Origin of the sequence: Rhodococcus sp. BP-349, assembly GCF_019835845.1 — a bacterium.
Classification (GTDB): Bacteria; Actinomycetota; Actinomycetes; order Mycobacteriales; family Mycobacteriaceae; genus Rhodococcoides.
Window position 1 is genome coordinate 1,213,657 of record NZ_JABUDR010000001.1, and the last position, 16,616, is coordinate 1,230,272.

General features: G+C 67.9%; 15 protein-coding genes and 4 tRNA genes. 14 read left to right on the forward strand and 5 right to left on the reverse strand.

Features of this window, described 5'->3' with window-relative positions:
- The first annotated feature begins 117 nt into the window (after window positions 1-117).
- The 6 genes from HQ325_RS05705 (at window position 118) to pstB (ending at window position 6,006) form a co-directional block, all read left to right on the forward strand.
- A complete protein-coding gene (locus tag HQ325_RS05705) occupies window positions 118-906 on the forward strand; it encodes a response regulator transcription factor (RefSeq protein ID WP_222627191.1) in 789 nt (262 codons plus the stop codon).
- Window position 907: 1 nt separating this feature from the next.
- Window positions 908-1,819 (forward strand): mycothiol synthase, encoded by a 912-nt coding sequence (gene mshD, locus HQ325_RS05710; protein ID WP_308014266.1) that lies wholly within the window; start codon window positions 908-910, stop codon window positions 1,817-1,819.
- Between the two features lie 236 nt (window positions 1,820-2,055).
- Complete coding sequence (gene pstS, locus HQ325_RS05715) at window positions 2,056-3,153, forward strand: phosphate ABC transporter substrate-binding protein PstS (RefSeq protein WP_027504269.1); 1,098 nt, start codon at window positions 2,056-2,058, stop codon at window positions 3,151-3,153.
- Window positions 3,154-3,243: 90 nt separating this feature from the next.
- Window positions 3,244-4,281, forward strand: a complete 1,038-nt coding sequence (gene pstC, locus HQ325_RS05720) for a phosphate ABC transporter permease subunit PstC (protein WP_222627193.1) — start codon at window positions 3,244-3,246, stop codon at window positions 4,279-4,281.
- A gap of 3 nt (window positions 4,282-4,284) precedes the next feature.
- On the forward strand, window positions 4,285-5,214 hold the full coding sequence (gene pstA / locus HQ325_RS05725; protein ID WP_222627196.1) for a phosphate ABC transporter permease PstA: 930 nt from the start codon (window positions 4,285-4,287) through the stop codon (window positions 5,212-5,214).
- A gap of 15 nt (window positions 5,215-5,229) precedes the next feature.
- Complete coding sequence (gene pstB, locus HQ325_RS05730; RefSeq protein ID WP_027504266.1) at window positions 5,230-6,006, forward strand: phosphate ABC transporter ATP-binding protein PstB; 777 nt, start codon at window positions 5,230-5,232, stop codon at window positions 6,004-6,006.
- A 101-nt stretch (window positions 6,007-6,107) separates the two neighbouring features.
- On the opposite strand, the gene phoU is transcribed toward pstB, so the two are convergent.
- The 4 genes from phoU to HQ325_RS05750 form a co-directional block, all read right to left on the reverse strand.
- Window positions 6,108-6,785: a phosphate signaling complex protein PhoU gene (gene phoU / locus HQ325_RS05735; RefSeq protein WP_027504265.1), complete on the reverse strand. Its 678-nt coding sequence runs from the start codon at window positions 6,783-6,785 to the stop codon at window positions 6,108-6,110.
- Window positions 6,786-6,860: 75 nt separating this feature from the next.
- Window positions 6,861-8,639 (reverse strand): LCP family protein, encoded by a 1,779-nt coding sequence (locus tag HQ325_RS05740; protein WP_261778976.1) that lies wholly within the window; start codon window positions 8,637-8,639, stop codon window positions 6,861-6,863.
- Between the two features lie 342 nt (window positions 8,640-8,981).
- Window positions 8,982-10,121, reverse strand: coding sequence for a tRNA dihydrouridine synthase DusB (gene dusB / locus HQ325_RS05745; RefSeq protein WP_222627200.1), 1,140 nt, complete (start codon window positions 10,119-10,121; stop codon window positions 8,982-8,984).
- A gap of 126 nt (window positions 10,122-10,247) precedes the next feature.
- On the reverse strand, window positions 10,248-11,216 hold the full coding sequence (locus HQ325_RS05750) for an acyl-ACP desaturase (protein ID WP_222627202.1): 969 nt from the start codon (window positions 11,214-11,216) through the stop codon (window positions 10,248-10,250).
- 354 nt (window positions 11,217-11,570) lie between these two features.
- Here HQ325_RS05750 and HQ325_RS05755 point away from each other — a divergent pair, with 354 nt between their 5' ends.
- From HQ325_RS05755 to HQ325_RS05765, 3 genes are read left to right on the forward strand one after another with little or no spacing between them, the layout of a single operon-like run.
- The gene (locus HQ325_RS05755; RefSeq protein WP_374107208.1) at window positions 11,571-12,185 is read left to right on the forward strand and encodes an AIM24 family protein; all 615 of its coding nucleotides are present in this window, start codon (window positions 11,571-11,573) and stop codon (window positions 12,183-12,185) included.
- 1 nt (window position 12,186) lies between these two features.
- The gene (locus HQ325_RS05760) at window positions 12,187-12,858 is read left to right on the forward strand and encodes an AIM24 family protein (protein ID WP_222627204.1); all 672 of its coding nucleotides are present in this window, start codon (window positions 12,187-12,189) and stop codon (window positions 12,856-12,858) included.
- Window positions 12,859-12,873: 15 nt separating this feature from the next.
- Complete coding sequence (locus HQ325_RS05765; protein ID WP_222627206.1) at window positions 12,874-13,626, forward strand: AIM24 family protein; 753 nt, start codon at window positions 12,874-12,876, stop codon at window positions 13,624-13,626.
- A gap of 70 nt (window positions 13,627-13,696) precedes the next feature.
- On the opposite strand, the gene HQ325_RS05770 is transcribed toward HQ325_RS05765, so the two are convergent.
- A tRNA-Lys gene (locus HQ325_RS05770) sits at window positions 13,697-13,769 on the reverse strand.
- A gap of 321 nt (window positions 13,770-14,090) precedes the next feature.
- On the opposite strand from HQ325_RS05770, the gene HQ325_RS05775 reads away from it, so the two are divergent.
- From HQ325_RS05775 to HQ325_RS05795, 5 genes are all read left to right on the forward strand, one after another.
- Complete coding sequence (locus HQ325_RS05775) at window positions 14,091-14,741, forward strand: ScbR family autoregulator-binding transcription factor (protein WP_222627207.1); 651 nt, start codon at window positions 14,091-14,093, stop codon at window positions 14,739-14,741.
- A gap of 96 nt (window positions 14,742-14,837) precedes the next feature.
- A tRNA-Glu gene (locus HQ325_RS05780) sits at window positions 14,838-14,910 on the forward strand.
- Window positions 14,911-15,003: 93 nt separating this feature from the next.
- A tRNA-Asp gene (locus HQ325_RS05785) sits at window positions 15,004-15,077 on the forward strand.
- 90 nt (window positions 15,078-15,167) lie between these two features.
- Window positions 15,168-15,241, forward strand: a tRNA-Phe gene (locus HQ325_RS05790).
- A gap of 106 nt (window positions 15,242-15,347) precedes the next feature.
- On the forward strand, window positions 15,348-16,598 hold the full coding sequence (locus HQ325_RS05795) for an FAD-dependent oxidoreductase (RefSeq protein WP_222627209.1): 1,251 nt from the start codon (window positions 15,348-15,350) through the stop codon (window positions 16,596-16,598).
- The last annotated feature ends 18 nt before the right edge of the window (window positions 16,599-16,616 follow it).

Below are 16,616 nucleotides of genomic sequence, written 5' to 3' on the forward strand. Positions count from 1 at the left end.
ACAGCCGACTGTCCTGCCTTCCGACAGGTTAGTCTGTGACCGACGAACAACCGGACCTGCCGGTCGCGGACCCGCTGGAGGGTGCGCCGGCCGGAGAAGAGCGGACGAGGAGGCCTTGTGGAGTTGCTGCTGCTGACCTCCGATCCGGATCCGGAGGCGGTTCTCCCTTCCCTCGCGCTCCTCGCACACACGGTGCGCCCCGCACCGACCGAGGTCTCGTCGCTGCTCGAAGCCGGGAGTGCGGACATCGCTCTGGTGGACGCCCGCACCGATCTGGCCGCCGCGCGTGGACTCTGCCGACTGCTCGGCAGTGCAGGCTCGTCGGTACCCGTGGTCGCCGTGCTCACCGAGGGCGGTCTGGTCGCGGTCAACGCGGAGTGGGGTCTCGACGACATCCTGCTTCCCACCACCGGCCCCGCCGAGCTCGACGCCCGGCTTCGGCTCCTCGTGGGTCGGCACGGCGGCGTCAGCAGCCCCGAGGCGTCGGGAAAGATCACTCTCGGAGAACTCGTCATCGACGAGGGCACCTACACCGCCCGTCTGCGCGGGCGTCCGCTCGACCTGACCTACAAGGAGTTCGAACTCCTCAAGTACCTCGCCCAGCACGCGGGCCGGGTCTTCACCCGAGCCCAGCTGCTGCAGGAGGTGTGGGGATACGACTTCTTCGGCGGTACCCGGACCGTGGACGTCCACGTGCGGCGTCTGCGCGCGAAGCTCGGAACGGAGTACGAGTCGCTCATCGGCACCGTGCGCAACGTGGGATACAAGGCCGTGCGTCCGAGCCGGGCGGGCAAGGGCGCAGCGGCCGGGGACGACACGCCGGGCCTCCCGGCGGACGGCGACCTGGACATCGAGAACGACACGGCGACATCCTCGTTCGCCCCTGCTGATCGGACGGCATTCTGACGTGAGCGACGTGATTCGACTCGAGGCACGGCGACCGGTCGGCGACGAGGGCGACAGCGTCCGCGAGGCGATCGCGGCCGCCACGACCGCCGACGGGACGCCGCCGCTGTCGGAGCAGGCCGAGCGCGCCGTGGACGCTCCGCGGGACGACGAGCACGTGCTGGCGCTGGACGGCGACCATGTCGTGGGGTACGCGACGCTCTCGCCCGCGCGCGGTGACGCGCCGGTCATGGTGGAGGCGGTCGTGCATCCCGATCATCGGGGTCGTGGTGTCGGCACCGCACTGATCGACCGAGCGCTCGCAGCACCGGGGGCGCGCGTGTGGGCCCACGGTCGGCTGCCCGCCGCCGATCGCGTCGCCGGGAGACTCGGTCTCGAGGTGGTCCGCGAACTGCTCCAGATGCGCCGCCCGCTCGGTGGCCCCGACGCCACCGCCCTGCCCGAACTGTCCGTCCCGGACGGCATCACCGTGCGGACCTACCGTGAGTCGGACGACGCCGAGATCCTGCGCGTGAACAACGCCGCGTTCTCGTGGCACCCCGAGCAGGGTGGCTGGACGCAGGCGGAGATCGACGAGCGCCGCGCGGAAACCTGGTTCGACCCCGAGGGGCTGTTCGTGGCCACGTCGACGGACGACCCGGACACCGTGCTGGGGTTCCACTGGACCAAGGTGCACCCGCCGACCGGAGACGATCCAGAACTGGGTGAGGTCTACGTCGTCGGCATCGATCCGGCGGCCCAGGGCAGGGGGCTCGGCCGGACCCTCACGCTCGCCGGCCTGCGGTATCTGGCCGATCGCGGCCTCGCCGGCGTGCTGCTGTACGTCGAGTCGGACAACACGGCCGCCGTGCACACGTACGACCGGCTCGGCTTCGCCACCTTCCACGTCGACGCGGCGTTCGCGCGCGCCTGACGCACGCCCCGGGTCGTAGGGGTTCGGTGCGGTCCCTGAGACGCGCATCGCGTCCCGATCCGGGTTTTCGGTCTGTCTGTTCACCCTCCGTTCACAAAGGCGCGGTGAACCGTCCACCACCGGCGCTTACGTTCTCCCACGGGTAGCGCACGCTGCCCGTTGCGGTACGACGTCACCGCATCTTTTCTCGCCCGCCGACCGATCGGTCGCCGACGGGCAGTTTCTGGAGGAGACAGGTGAAGCTCGAGCGCAGCATTGCCCTCATGGGTGTACTGGCTGTCGGCGGATTGACGCTGGCTGCATGTGGTTCCGACGCGAACGTCGAGGCCACCGGCAGTGGTGACTCCGCCGCGACGTGCGAGGGCAAGAGCCCCATCACCGGCGAAGGATCGTCGGCGCAGCAGAACGCGATGTCCAACTTCACGTCCGTCTACTCGGGTGTGTGCTCCGGCAAGGCCGTGGAGTACACCGTCAGCGGATCCGGCAACGGCCGGACCCAGTTCGTCGCCGGTCTCGTCGACTTCGCGGGCTCGGACTCGTCCATCAAGGAAGAGCAGGCCGACGCGGCCGCCACCCGCTGCGCCGGCAACCCGGCGTGGAACCTGCCGCTCGTGTTCGGTCCGGTCGCCGTGGCCTACACGCTCGACGGTGTGGACGACCTGGTCCTGACGCCCGACGTCATCGCCCAGATCTTCACCGGCAAGATCACCACGTGGAACGATCCGGCGATCGCCGCGCTGAACGAGGGCGCCTCGCTCCCGACCACCGCCATCACGCCGATCTACCGCTCCGATTCCTCGGGCACCAGCGACAACTTCCAGCGCTTCCTGTCCGACGCCGCACCGCAGTCCTGGACGCTGGACCACAGCTCCGACTGGGCCGGTGGAGTGGGCGAGGGCGCCAACGGTTCGTCGGGCGTCGCGCAGGCAGCTGCCGCCACCCCGGGTGCCATCACCTACGTCGAGAAGGGCTTCGCCGATCAGGAGAACCTGACCGCGGCGCAGATCGACTTCGGCGCCGGTGCCGTCGAGCTCACCACCGAGACCGCCGCCAAGGCGATCGACACGGTCACCTTCTCCGGTGACGGAAACGACCTCGCGCTCGACACCGACGCATTGTTCGCCAGCAAGGAAGCCGATTCCTACCCGCTGGTCCTGTCGACCTACGAGATCGTCTGCTCCAAGGGCTACGACGCGGAGACCGCCGCCGGCGTCAAGTCGTTCCTGCTCAGCGCTGCCAACGAGGGCCAGGAAGGCCTCGAGGCTGCCGGTTACGTGCCGCTCCCGGACAGCTTCAAGGAGCGTCTGGTGACGGCGATCAACGCCATTTCCTGACACACTGGTTCTCGCCTGCATCACCCCCGAAGACCATTCACCGGGTGATGCAGGCGATGCCGTACCACCCCACACGAGACAGTGAGCGGTATGAGCGACACCCATTCGATCAGCGACGTCACGCCGGCCACCACATCGGCCGTGAGCGCCGCTCGCAAGACGGAAGCGCCGACACCAGTGCCCGACAACAAAGCCTCAGGTACGGTCACCCGCCCGGGTGACCGCATCTTCTCGACGCTCGCCACCGGTTCCGGTGTCTTCGTCATCGTCCTGATCGCGGCGATCGGTGGGTTCCTCCTGTGGCGGGCGATCCCCGCTCTGCAGAACAACACCGTCAACTTCTTCACCTACAACGGGCAGTGGAGTACCTCGGACACGTCCGCCATGCTCTTCGGCGTCCGCGACCTGTTTCTGGTCACGGCCACGGTGTCGGTGGTGGCTCTACTGATCGCCATGCCGGTGGCACTGGGCATCGCGATCTACCTGACGAACTACGCCCCGAAGCGTCTGGCAGGCCCGCTGGGCTACGTCATCGACCTGCTGGCCGCCGTGCCGTCCATCGTCTTCGGTCTCTGGGGCCTGTACGTTCTCGCGCCGGTCATCTCGCCCGTCGCGGAATGGCTCAACACGAACCTCGCGTGGTTCCCGCTGTTCGCCACCGGATCGGTCTCCATCGCCGGCGGCGGCACCATCTTCACCGGTGCGATCGTTCTCGCCGTCATGATCCTGCCGATCATCGCCGCGGTCACCCGTGAGGTGTTCGTCCAGACGCCCCGCGGCCAGATCGAGGCGGCTCTCGCCCTCGGCGCCACCCGGTGGGAGGTCGTGCGCACCACGGTCATCCCGTTCGGCAAGTCCGGCTTCGTCAGCGGCTCGATGCTGGGCCTCGGCCGCGCTCTCGGTGAGACCATCGCGCTCTACATCATCATCCGCAGCACCCAGGAGACGTTCGGCTGGACGCTGTTCGACGGCGGCAACACGTTCGCGACCAAGATCGCTCTGGCCGCGGGTGAGTTCAACAACCAGCTGCAGGCCGGCGCCTACATCGCCGCGGGCCTGGTGCTGTTCGTCCTCACCTTCGTCGTCAACGCCGGCGCGCGCGCCGCCATCGCTGGAAAGAAGGACTGACCCATGGCCGACACCACGTCCGGCGGAACCGCCACCATGGATCGCCCCGTCAAGGAGCCGACCTTCCAGGGTGTCAGCGCCCGTCGCAAGGCATCCGACTCGATCGCGACCGTGCTCGTGTCCCTCGCGGTTCTCGTCGCTCTCGTCCCGTTGATCTGGGTTCTCTACACCGTCGTCTCCCGCGGCATCGGCGCCGTCGCCACGGCCGACTGGTGGCAGTACTCCCAGGCGGGTGTGACCCCCTTCAAGGAAGGCGGCGGCGCGTATCACGCCATCGTCGGAACGCTGCTGCAGGGACTCTTCTGCGCGGTCATCTCCATCCCGATCGGCATCTTCGTCGCCATCTACCTCGTCGAGTACGGCGTGGGCACGCGGCTCGCGAAGGCCACGACGTTCATGGTCGACATCCTCACCGGTGTCCCGTCCATCGTCGCAGCGCTGTTCATCTACTCGCTGTGGATCGCGACGTTCGGCTTCGACCGGTCGGGCCTGGCGGTCTCGCTCGCCCTGGTCCTGCTGATGATCCCGGTGATCGTGCGGTCGGCGGAGGAGATGCTGCGCATCGTTCCCCAGGACCTGCGCGAGGCGTCCTACGCGCTCGGTGTGCCCAAGTGGAAGACCATCGCCAAGATCGTCGTCCCGACGGCGCTCTCCGGCATCGTCACGGGCATCATGCTCGCTCTCGCCCGCGTGATGGGTGAGACGGCGCCGGTGCTGATCCTGGTCGGATCCGCGACGGCCATCAACTTCAACCTGTTCGCCGGTCCGCAGACGTCGCTGCCGCTCATGATGGTCGACCTCCAGAAGGCCGGAACCGCTGCCCTCACCAGCGAGCGGATGTGGGGTGCCGCCCTCACACTCATCCTCATCGTCGCGGTGCTGAACATCGGCGCGAAGCTGGTCTCCCGCTTCTTCGCTCCCAAGAACTTCTGACAGAAGGATCTCGACATGGCAAAACGACTCGATCTCAAGGACGTCAACATCTTCTACGGCAAGTTTCATGCCGTGTCGAACGTGACACTCTCCGTTCCTCCTCGTAGCGTCACGGCCTTCATCGGACCGTCGGGCTGCGGCAAGTCCACGGTGCTCCGCTCGCTGAACCGCATGCACGAGGTCACCCCGGGTGCCCGCGTCGAGGGTTCGGTGCTGCTCGACGGCGAGGACATCTACGGTTCCGGTGTCGACCCGGTCGGCGTCCGCCGCACCATCGGCATGGTCTTCCAGCGTCCGAACCCGTTCCCCACCATGTCCATCCGCGACAACGTCGTGGCCGGCCTGAAGCTCCAAGGTGGACGCAGCAAGAAGCAGCTGGACGAGGTCGCGGAGGAGTCGCTCAAGGGCGCGAATCTGTGGAACGAGGTCAAGGACCGCCTCGACAAGCCGGGCGGCGGCCTGTCCGGTGGTCAGCAGCAGCGACTGTGCATCGCCCGTGCGATCGCGGTGCAGCCCGACGTCCTGCTCATGGACGAGCCCTGCTCGGCTCTCGACCCGATCTCGACGTTGGCGATCGAGGACCTGATCGGTGAGCTGAAGAAGGACTTCACCATCGTCATCGTCACGCACAACATGCAGCAGGCTGCGCGTGTGAGCGATCAGACCGGATTCTTCAACCTCGAGGCGACCGGCAAGCCGGGCAACCTGATCGAGATCGACGACACCGAGAAGATTTTCTCCAACCCGTCGCAGAAGGCCACCGAGGACTACATCTCCGGCCGCTTCGGCTAGACCTCAGCTCGCGCGTCCACACACGAAAGGGCGCCCTCCCCGCGGGGAGGGCGCCCTTTCGTGTGTCCGGGTACCGAGTGGAAGAACGCCGAGTGGAAGAACTAGGACACGTGCTGCGCGGGAGGCGTCGGCAGGTCGCTGGGCAGGCTGCCGGTGACCAGGAAGATGACCCGGCGGCCCACCTCGACGGCGTGGTCGGCGAAGCGCTCGTAGAAGCGGCCCAGCAAGGTCACGTCGACGGCTGCGGCGACGCCGTGCTTCCACTCCTTGTCCATGAGGACGCTGAACAGATGACGGTGCAGGTCGTCCATCGCCTCGTCCTCCTCGCGGAGTTTCGCGGCGCGCTCGGGGTCGCGGGTCTCGAGCACCTCACGTGCGGAGGAGCCGAGGGCGACGGCGATACGTCCCATCTCGGCGAAGTACCCGTTGACCTCCTCCGGCAGTGCGTGCTGGGGGTGGCGACGACGCGCGATCTTGGCGACGTGCAGGGCGAGAGCCCCCATCCTGTCGATGTCCGCGACGATCTGGATGCCGGAGACGACCGAGCGGAGGTCGCCGGCGACGGGTGCCTGCAGCGCGAGCAGCGCGAAGGCGCGCTCCTCGGCCTGGGCACTGAGGTCGGTGATCTTGTCGTGCTCGCCGATCACCTGCTCGGCGATCCGGAGATCTGCCTGCAGCAGGGACTGCGTGGCGCGCTCCATTGCACTACCGGCCAGGGCGGCCATCTCGCCGAGCAGGTCGGCGAGTTCTGTCATCTGTTCGTTGTAAGCCACGCGCATGGCCCGATTTTACTCGGCCGGAGGTGGGTTCAGGGCATGCAGGCGGTGAACGGGCGGTGAATGCGGAGCAGCGATTCACACACAGGACTCGTCGGCGCCGTTCGTGACCGTCAGATCGCTCGGAAGGGCAGCATCCGTGGAGGCTCCGGAGACCCCGGTTGCAAAGGTCGGCAGCACCTCGCCGGCGAGGGTCGGCGCCGTCAGGAACCCCTCGAAGTCAGTTCCCAGCACCACCTCGACGATGCCGCCGAGAGTCGGTGTCTCCTCGAGGACGGCTCCCGGGATGGTGCTGGCCACGGTGGCCGCGTCGGCGATCGATCCGGCGCCGTACCGCACGACGGTCGCCGCGGTGCCGGTGGTCTCCGCATTGCCGGTACCGACGATCTGGAAGCCGTAGGCCGCGAGTTCGTCCGCGGTGGTGGCGGCCAGTCCGCTGGTGTCCGAGGCGTTGGACAGCTGAACCGACACCAGGGACGGATCGACCGCGATCTGCGGTTCGGTGACGACCGGCGGCGCCACCTCGGGTGTGGTCTCCGGAGCACGCTCCTCACCCGGAAGCGGCTGGTCGTCGATGATGGCCTGGAAGATCGCCTTGATGTCGTCGGTGCGGGGGATCTCGTTGCCGTAGTCGGTGGTACCCGAGGTGGGGACGGTGAGGAACGTGACCGCGCCCGCCGCGACGCCGCGCAGCGACTTGCCGAGCGTCAACAGGTCCGCCGTCTTCACGTTCTCGACGAACGTGTCGCGAGTGAAGGCCGTGACGAAGCCGTTGAGGGCGCCCGGATCGAACAACACACGGTTGCTCAGCACGGAGCGCAGAAGCGAGGAGAGGAAGAGCTGCTGACGCTTGATGCGCCCGTAGTCTCCCGTGCCCTCGGCGTCCACCTTGCGCGCACGGACGTAGTTGAGCGCCGTGCGACCGTCGATGCGTTGCTCCCCCGCGGTGGCCAGCACGGTGCCCAGCTCTTCGTCGACCAGCGGTACGGGAGAGCACACGTCCACCCCGCCCACCTCGTCCACCATCGACTCGAAGCCGGCGAAATCGATACCCACGAAGTGGCCGATACGCAGTCCGGAGATCTTCTGAATGATCTTGACCAGGCATTTCGGTCCGCCGAGAGCGTAGGTCGCATTGAGCTTGTCGCCGTCGGCGGCCGGATAGATCTCACCTGTGTAGTCGCCGGTGGTGCTGTCCCAGGCTTCGCACTCGGGACGCTCGACATCGAGGTCGCGGGGGAACGACACGGCGACCACGCGACTGCGATCGGCCGGGATGTTGATGAGCATGACGGTGTCGGAACGCGCGCCCTCGGCGTCGGCCACCGTGCCTGCGCCGAGGGTGCCACTCGCCCCGGCGCGGGTGTCCGTCCCGACGATGAGGTACGTCTCGTCGCCGTACTGGCCGGGCGCGTCGACGACGTCGGCGGACTCGGTGTCCAGTGCCGCGACCTGCTCGAACCCGCGGTCGGTCGCACGGAGGTATCCCCACACGACACCGGTGACGAGGAGCGCCACGATCGAGATCATCGAGACGCCGACGCGGCCGGCGACCCGCATCCGCTTCCGCTTGCGCGCGCGACCGAGGGCGAGCCGCGTGAGGGTCGGAGGTGCGATGGGGCCCACCGCCTCGGGTGCCGGACGGTCGGTGGTGCGGCGCTCGTCGGCGACGGGATCGATCACCTCGGTGGGCGGCTCCGCGTCCTCGCGAGGTCGAACGGGCGGAGTCGGCGGTGCCGCGGGTGCAGACGGTGCCGGGGGGGACGGCGGGGGACCGGGAGCAGCGCCCGCGCGGTCGTCGGCATCCGAGGTAGGCGACTCGTCGTGGCCCGCCGCGCGTCCTCGGTTCGATCCCATGCGGGAGATCCGGTCCACGACCTCGGCCACCGAGAGTCGCCGGTCCTGGTCGTCGGAGGAGGACGGCGGAGTCTGGTCCGGCGCGGGTCGGTCTGTCGATGGGCGCTGCTCCTGCGCCGGGACGTCCTGCGCAGAGCGTTGCGGCGGTGACGGAGGTTGTTCGGGCGACGCGGCCGCCGTCTCGGAGTCACGGTCGGAGCGCGGTACGCGTGAGATCGGACGCTCCCACGGGGCGCGTCGTCCGGGTGTGGGTGACCCGGGTTCGTTCTCGTCACCCACTGGTCGTTCCGTCTTTCTCTCGGCCGTCGACCACGGGTCGACGGATCGACGCCATAGTACTGATCATCCGCCCGAGTGCATCAGATCAGCGCCTGCCGGCACCGCGCAGTCGTCGGGATCGTCGAGCCAGCCGTCGGGCAGCGACACGGTGCCGGGGGAGCCCTGGCGACCGCGGGGGCCCTCGGCGTCGGCCGGGAACGGTACGGACGGATCCAGGCGTGCCAGCAGCTCGTCGAGCTCCGCGAGCGTCGAGACGGTCGCCATGCGCACCCGCAGGTCCGAGCCTGCCGGGAAGCCGCGCATGTACCAGGCGACGTGCTTGCGCATCTCCCGGAGCCCTCGGCCCTCACCGTGGTGGTCGGACAGCAGTTCCGCATGCCGACGCATGATGACGGCGACCTCGCCCAGCGTGGGCGGTGTCGGCGGAGTGGTTCCCCGCAGAGCGGCGGACAGCTCGGCGAACAGCCACGGGCGTCCGAGGCAGCCGCGGCCGACCACCACGCCGTCGCAGCCGGTCTCGGCCATCATCCGGGCGGCATCGGACGCGTCGAAGATGTCGCCGTTGCCCAGGACGGGGACGTCGCGGACGTGATCCTTGAGGCGCGCGATCTCGGACCAGTCGGCCGTACCGGAGTAGCGCTGCGCTGCGGTGCGGGCGTGGAGCGCGACGGCCGCTGCACCCTCGCCGGCGGCGATCCGTCCTGCGTCGAGGTGAGTGTGGTGCTCGTCGTCGATGCCGATCCGGAACTTGACGGTCACCGGGATGTCGGTCCCTTCGGTGGCCTTGACCGCCGCGGCGACGATGCGCCCGAACAGCGATCGCTTGTACGGCAGGGCAGCGCCGCCGCCCTTGCGGGTGACCTTGGGCACGGGGCAGCCGAAGTTCATGTCGATGTGGTCGGCCATGTTCTCGTCGACGATCATCTTCGCGGCGTCGTACGTCGTGTCCGGATCCACGGTGTAGAGCTGCAACGAGCGCGGCGTCTCGGTCGGGCCGAACGTGGTCATGTGCAACGTGGCGGGTTGCCGTTCGACGAGGGCGCGCGCGGTGACCATCTCGCAGACGTACAGCCCGGAGGTGCTGCCCGTCAGGTTCTCCTCGAGCTCGCGGCACAGCGTGCGGAACGCGACATTGGTGACCCCGGCCATCGGAGCGAGCACGACGGGACTGCGCAGGGTCAGAGATCCGATCTGCAGAGTCATGGCCAGTGTCACCCGTCAGTAGTGGAAACAGCGATGTGCCCGGCATCCGCAGACACGGTTGCCGGGCACATCGAGAGTATCCGCCGAGTCCGAACTCGGCCAATCACACCGTCGGCGTGAGTGGGGTCAGGACGCCTGCGCGGCCTGGCGCTTGGCGGCCTCACGAGAGAGCATGCGATCGCGCTGCTCCTCGAACTTGAGAACGTCCTTCTCCAGCTTCTCGAGGAAGGCGGCGAGTTCCTCGCGCGTCTGCTCGCCCTCGGCGGTGAAGTCGGTGCGATCGAAGATGCTCCACTTGCGCAGCACCGGCATCACGACGTCCTCGAGGTGCTGACGCAGATCGTAGATGCCGTGCTTGGCCATCAGCACACCGTTGCGGCGGAAGTTGGGCATGCCGGCACCGGGCATCTGGAAGTTCTGCACGATGTCCGCGATGGCACGCAGAGCCTGGTCGGGCGAGATGTCGAGGGCTGCGCCGCACAGGTTGCGGTAGAAGATCATGTGCAGGTTCTCGTCGGCCGCGATGCGCTGGAGCATGCGATCGGCGATGGGGTCGTTGCAGACCCTGCCGGTGTTGCGGTGGCTCACTCGCGTGGCCAACTCCTGGAACGTCACGTACGAGACGGAGTGCAGGAATCCCATCTGGTCGTGGCCACCGGCCGCGGCGGAGGAGAACCCGTTGGTCATGTGCTCCATACGAGCCTGCTCCAGCGCGACGGGATCCACGCCACGGGTGACCACGAGGTAGTCGCGCATCACGATGCCGTGGCGGTTCTCCTCGGCGGTCCACCGACCCACCCAGGTGCCCCAGGCGCCGTCCTGCGAGAAATTCTCCGCGATCTCGCGGTGGTACGACGGCAGGTTGTCCTCCGTGAGGAGGTTGGTGATCATGGCGGCCTTGGCCACCTCGTCGAGTCGCGACTGCTCGGGTGACCAGTCCTCGCCACCGAGCGCCGCGAAATTGCGCCCCTCGTCCCAGGGGACGTAGTCGTGGGGGTGCCACTCCTTCGCCATGGAGAGATGCCGGTTCAGATTCTCTTCCGCAACCGGCTGCAGCTCTCCGAGCAGCTCCAGTTGTGTCAGATCCCGTGCCATGCGTGTCCTCCAGAATGGTGTTCGGCTCACTGCTTCCGCGCGATGACCGCGCTGCCTCGTACTGTGAGGGCAGCCTACGGCACCGTAACTTCGATGTGAATTGCTTCGACGGGCCGCCGCGAGGGATGCGTACCGTCCGGTAGACGTCCATCGAGCGGGGCGACAGTTCGTTACGCCCGTTCGTCGTCGACCTCCCCCAGTATATGCCTCGGGGTACGGGGTCCAGGTGTTGTGACTTCTGCGAGAAACGAACTCCAAGTACTGTGCGTCACTCTCCGGTCGGTGACCGGTGGTGGATCACCGGAGCCCCTGTGCAGACGGCCGTTGTCTGCCATTCTGTCTGCCGTGGCGCAACTGAGAACCGAGGGACACCGCGTTCTGGTCGTCGACCTGCACGGGGACAGCGTGCGGGCGGTCACCGGATCGATGATCGCGTACGAGGGTCAGGTGACCTTCCGGAACGCCGGCATGGGCGGTGGCGGTGGACTGCGGGCCGCCTTGAAGCAGAAGGTCACCGGCGAGTCGCTGTCCCTGATGGAGATGGCGGGACAGGGGACGGTGCGCCTCGCGGTCGACGCGCAGCACGTCGTCGTCGTGCCGCTGGCGGGTGACGCACTCCACGTCGAGTCGTCGCAGTTGCTGGCTCTGTCCGGCGGACTACGGTCCGACGTGGCCTTTGCCGGGCTCCGCGGCGCCTCGTCCGGGCAGGGTCTGTTCACGACGGTCGTCAGGGGGCAGGGCGAGGTGGGGCTGCTGTCCGCCGGCGGACCGCTCATCGCGCTCGAGGTGTCGCCGCAGTACCCGTTGGTGGTCGATCCGGACGCCTTCGTCGCGCACCGGGGTCAGGTGACGCAGAGCTTCGTCACCGACGTCACGTGGCGGTCGGCCGTCGGTGGTGGGAGCGGCGAGGCCTTCTCCCTCCGTTTCGACGGCACCGGCGTCGTCTACATCCAGCCGCAGGAGCGCTGACATGTTGGAACTCGTCAACAGCAAGGTCGTGAAGTCGACCGTCGCCCCGGGCTCGCCCACGCTCGCGCGCCGCGGATCCATGCTGTTCCACCAGGGCGACGTCCGCTTCGTCCCGCACACGATCGGCGGCGCCGGCGGCATGCCGGGAATGGGTGCCGCCGCGGGGATGGCCGGCCGGATGATGTCGGGCGAACACGTTGCCATGATGGCCGCCGAGGGGTCCGGCACCGTGCACTACGGCCACGCCGGGCTGCACGTGTCGATCATCGATCTCGACGGGACCGGCCTCCTGTCGGTCGAGGCGTCACGGTTGCTCGCGCACAGCGGGCCACTGTCCACGTCGGTCGTACCCCTGACGCAGCAGGGTGGGGTCCGCGGAGCGGTGCGCGGGGCGATGACGGGGCAGGGCATGTTCACGACACAGGTCGCCGGCCGTGGGCAGGTGGCCGTGCTGTCCCACGGTGGGACGGTCGAGATCGAGGTGGGTCCGCACCGGCCGCAGGTGGTGGTCGATCCGCAGGCCTACGTGTGTCACCGCGGCACTCTGACCGTCGACATCTCCGCGAACGTCGGGTGGCGTGACGCCGTGGGCCGCGGTTCGGGCGAAGCTGTGCAACTCGCGATCGGCGGCGCAGGGACCGTGTGGGTCCAGGCGTCCGAGCAGAAGTTCTGACGAGAGGGATCGGACATGACCGACGTCGTGCACAACCCCCACACCCTGCCGGTGAACGACAACGTCCCGGGGAACGCGTACGCATTCTGTATCGAACTCGCGGGGCAGCCGTGGTTCACGGCGAAGGGCGCGATGATCGCCTACTACGGGTCGGTGCAGTTCGAGCCTCTCGGACGGACGTCGATGGCCGCCGTCGTGGCGTCGCGTTTCTCGTCGCCGCTGTACGCGAACGACTGGGTGCTCGCGACCGGGCACGGCAAGGTGGTGCTCGGCGATCGGGGGTTCGACATCAACTCGTTCGACCTCGACGACGGCAACCTGACCATCCGTGCGTCGAACCTGCTGGCCTTCGAACCCGGCCTCGAGTTGAAGCAGTCCATCGTGCCCGGTTTCCTGACGCTGCTCGGCACCGGGAAGTTCCTCGCCTCGTCCAACGGTGCGGTCGTCTTCGCCGAACCGCCCGTTCGCGTCGATCCGCAGGCGCTCGTCGGCTGGGCCGACTGCCCTGCTCCGTCCCATCACTTCGACGCACAGTGGATGCAGAGCTTCCTGGGTGCGGCGCAGGGGATGCTCCTCGGAGCGCAGACGGGGGAGGAGCGGCAGTTCGACTTCACCGGTGCCGGAACGGTGCTGATCCAGTCCTCCGAGAAGGTGGTGAGCGACGCGCATCTGCTCCGGCACATCGAGTCGGAGACCGTGGCGCTGGGCCAGAACGCGTTGCGGACGCTCCACCAGAGCATCGGGGCCCGGCTGAGTCGGAACTCCTGAGCGCCGGGTGTGGGAGCAGCGTGTGTGCCCTCAGCTGTTGTGCCCTCAGCTGTTGTGCCCTCAGATGTTGTGCCCCCAGTAGGGCTCGAACCTACGACCTGCGGATTAAAAGTCCGTAGCTCTACCAACTGAGCTATAGGGGCAGTGCTCGACGAGTGTAATGGACCACCACCGGATGCCCTCGACCTGGCCTCGGCGCCGAGAGTGACGCATTCACCATTCACCTGTTCCCTATGAGTCATCACCATTCTTTACGGTCGACATTCGGGTCGAAGCCGAGGAGATGTCCGACAAATCGGTCATCGGAACGCACGACAGGCTGGTGGAGCCGTCCGGACACGCTGGGAGAACCCGCTCGAGCTCGATGTTTGCGGCCACGTCCGAGGGGATTCTCAGGTTTGTCGGCTAACCTTCACTCAGTATCAGGGCCCTTCAGGGTGTTCAATTTCGGAGGCAACAGCGCAATGGCACAGCAGGAACGTGCTCGACGCACCCGGGCCGCGATCGTCGAGGCGGCCGCGTACGAGTTCAGCAAGCGTGGGTACACCGCGGCGTCGGTCAACACGATCCTCGAGGGATCGCGCGCCACGAAGGGTGCGATGTACTTCCACTTCAGCTCGAAGGAAGAACTGGCCCGCGCCGTTCTGCAGACGGCGATGGAGAAGTACGTCGCGATCATGGATGTGGAGCGCCCGAGCGGCATGGACGCGCTGGAGTGGCTGCACGACCTCATCATCCAGCTCGCCCGGTCCTTCGACGAGAACGTCGTCGTGCGTGCGGAGTTCCGACTCGTCGTCGAACCCGAGTTCCACGCGAGCATCCGTGAGGGAGCGGGCGCCGTGTGGGGCCGTACCGCCCACAAGCTCGCGGCCGAGGCGCACGAGACCGGTCTGCTGCGTCCCGACATCGATCCGCGCATGTTCACGCGCGTGCTGGTGACCTCGCTCGCCGGCCAGCGGTACATGGCCGATCTGACCGCCGAGGACACCGATCTGGTGGTGCTGTTCGAGGAGTCCCTGGAGGTTCTCCTGATGGCGATGGCGTCTCGGGAATGGCTCGACAAGTGGCGCGTCGACGGGTGGCCCCGAGTCGACGCCGTGAGCGTCGAAACATAGCCTGAACTGCGGATTTGTACAATCCCAAAGCGGTGTCCTAAGCTATCCAAGCTCCCAACGGAACGCCGTTGGGGTACGGTCGGAGCGATTCGACGGGCCCCCTTCGTTTAGCGGCCTAGGACGCCGCCCTTTCAAGGCGGTAGCGCGGGTTCGAATCCCGTAGGGGGTACGTTTCAGCGAGTGACGACGCTGCAACGGGTAGTGGTAAGAAGTAGGACGAAGATGCAGTAGGGTCTTCCACGCAGTACATGCTTCACAGCATGGCCCTGTGGCGCAGTTGGTTAGCGCGCCGCCCTGTCACGGCGGAGGTCGCGGGTTCGAGTCCCGTCAGGGTCGCAACACCTCAGAGGTCGCACAGACCTCAGTGATGCGATGATGAACAGCACCGAGTAGTACAGCATCACCGGTACCCGTACGGGTGCCCACGGCCAGGTAGCTCAGTCGGTACGAGCGTCCGCCTGAAAAGCGGAAGGTCGCCGGTTCGATCCCGGCTCTGGCCACCGAGGAAGTAGTCGTCACCGAGAACCACCTGCCTGCGCAGGTGGTTTTCTTCGTTTCCGGGCCTGCCGTGCAAGGGCGACGACCGTCGGATGGTATCGATAGATCATGGCTGACATCGATGCGGACGTGATCGTGGTGGGGGCGGGTGTCGCCGGTCTGCGGTGCGCCGCCGCGCTGCGTCGTCGCGGGTTCACCGTCCGCGTGGTGGAGGCGGGGGACTCGCCGGGTGGGCGGATCCGCACCGACGTCGTGGACGGGTTCCGGTGCGATCGCGGGTTCCAGCTCCTCAATCCCTCGTACCCGGCCGTGAAGCGCCACGTCGACGTGACTGCTCTCGATCTGCGGGTCGCCGGTCGCGGTGTGCGCATCGTCGACGGCTCGGGGCGACCGCACACCGTCGCCGACCCGACACGGCACCCGGGCCTCCTGCCCGGGACGGTGCGGTCCGCGGCTCGGTTGGGCATACTGCGCCCGCGCGCCGTCATCGGCGCCGCACGCTGGGCGTTACCTGCTCTCGGATCGGTGCGCCGGCTGGCCGCCGCCCCCGACGCCGCACTCGCCGACGACTGGGACCGGCTCGGCCTCCGCGGTCCGCTGCGTTCCGCGCTGCTGGCCCCGTTTCTCAGCGGCGTCCTCGCCGACGGCGTCGGTGACACCTCGGACCGCTACGTCCGGCTGGTGCTCCGGAGTTTCCTCCTCGCGACGCCCGGTGTGCCGAACAGCGGGATGCAGGCGTTCCCCGAACAACTCGCCCGCGATGCCGGGGTCGACATCGCGTACTCCTCGCGCGTCGAACAGGTCGTCGACGGCGCGGCACCCGCGGTACGGATCGCCGACGGGTCGGTGCTGCGGGCCCGCGCCGTGGTGGTGGCGACGGACGCGCGAGGCGCGAACGACCTGACGGATACCCGGGCCTCTGTCATGCGCGGGTTGTCGACATGGTGGTTCGAGGCCGACACCGCGGAATCCGACCGGTTCCTGCGCATCTCGGGAGTGGGCGGGGTGGTGGTCAACACCGCCGAGATGAGCTCCATCGCACCGGGATACGCACCTGCCGGGAAGACGTTGGTGCAGGCGACCACGCTCTTGGACGACACCGGGCACGCCGAGGAACACGTCGTGCGCGCCGCACTCGATCGATTGTGGGGCCGGTCCACCGCGTCGTGGCGGGTGATCGTGCGTCACGACGTGAGGCATGCGCTCCCGGTCCAGGCAGCCGGGATGCCGCTCCGACGATCGCTGCGGGTCGGTGACCGCGTGCTGCTCGCCGGCGATCATCGCGACACTCCGTCGATCCAGGGTGCACTCGTCTCGGGTGGGCGCGCGGCCGCCGAGGTGGCGCGGCTCCTCGGCTGAGAGATCCCGCGGCGATCT

What these genes read in the sequence shown, in the direction of transcription:
- pstC (WP_222627193.1), top strand. Translation starts at nt 3,244, where the DNA reads ATGAGCGACACCCATTCGATCAGCGACGTCACGCCGGCCACCACATCG.
- pstA (WP_222627196.1), top strand. Translation starts at nt 4,285, where the DNA reads ATGGCCGACACCACGTCCGGCGGAACCGCCACCATGGATCGCCCCGTC.
- pstB (WP_027504266.1), top strand. Translation starts at nt 5,230, where the DNA reads ATGGCAAAACGACTCGATCTCAAGGACGTCAACATCTTCTACGGCAAG.
- phoU (WP_027504265.1), bottom strand. Translation starts at nt 6,785, where the DNA reads ATGCGCGTGGCTTACAACGAACAGATGACAGAACTCGCCGACCTGCTC.
- HQ325_RS05740 (WP_261778976.1), bottom strand. Translation starts at nt 8,639, where the DNA reads ATGGGATCGAACCGAGGACGCGCGGCGGGCCACGACGAGTCGCCTACC.
- dusB (WP_222627200.1), bottom strand. Translation starts at nt 10,121, where the DNA reads ATGACTCTGCAGATCGGATCTCTGACCCTGCGCAGTCCCGTCGTGCTC.
- HQ325_RS05750 (WP_222627202.1), bottom strand. Translation starts at nt 11,216, where the DNA reads ATGGCACGGGATCTGACACAACTGGAGCTGCTCGGAGAGCTGCAGCCG.
- HQ325_RS05760 (WP_222627204.1), top strand. Translation starts at nt 12,187, where the DNA reads ATGTTGGAACTCGTCAACAGCAAGGTCGTGAAGTCGACCGTCGCCCCG.
- HQ325_RS05765 (WP_222627206.1), top strand. Translation starts at nt 12,874, where the DNA reads ATGACCGACGTCGTGCACAACCCCCACACCCTGCCGGTGAACGACAAC.
- HQ325_RS05775 (WP_222627207.1), top strand. Translation starts at nt 14,091, where the DNA reads ATGGCACAGCAGGAACGTGCTCGACGCACCCGGGCCGCGATCGTCGAG.
- HQ325_RS05795 (WP_222627209.1), top strand. Translation starts at nt 15,348, where the DNA reads ATGGCTGACATCGATGCGGACGTGATCGTGGTGGGGGCGGGTGTCGCC.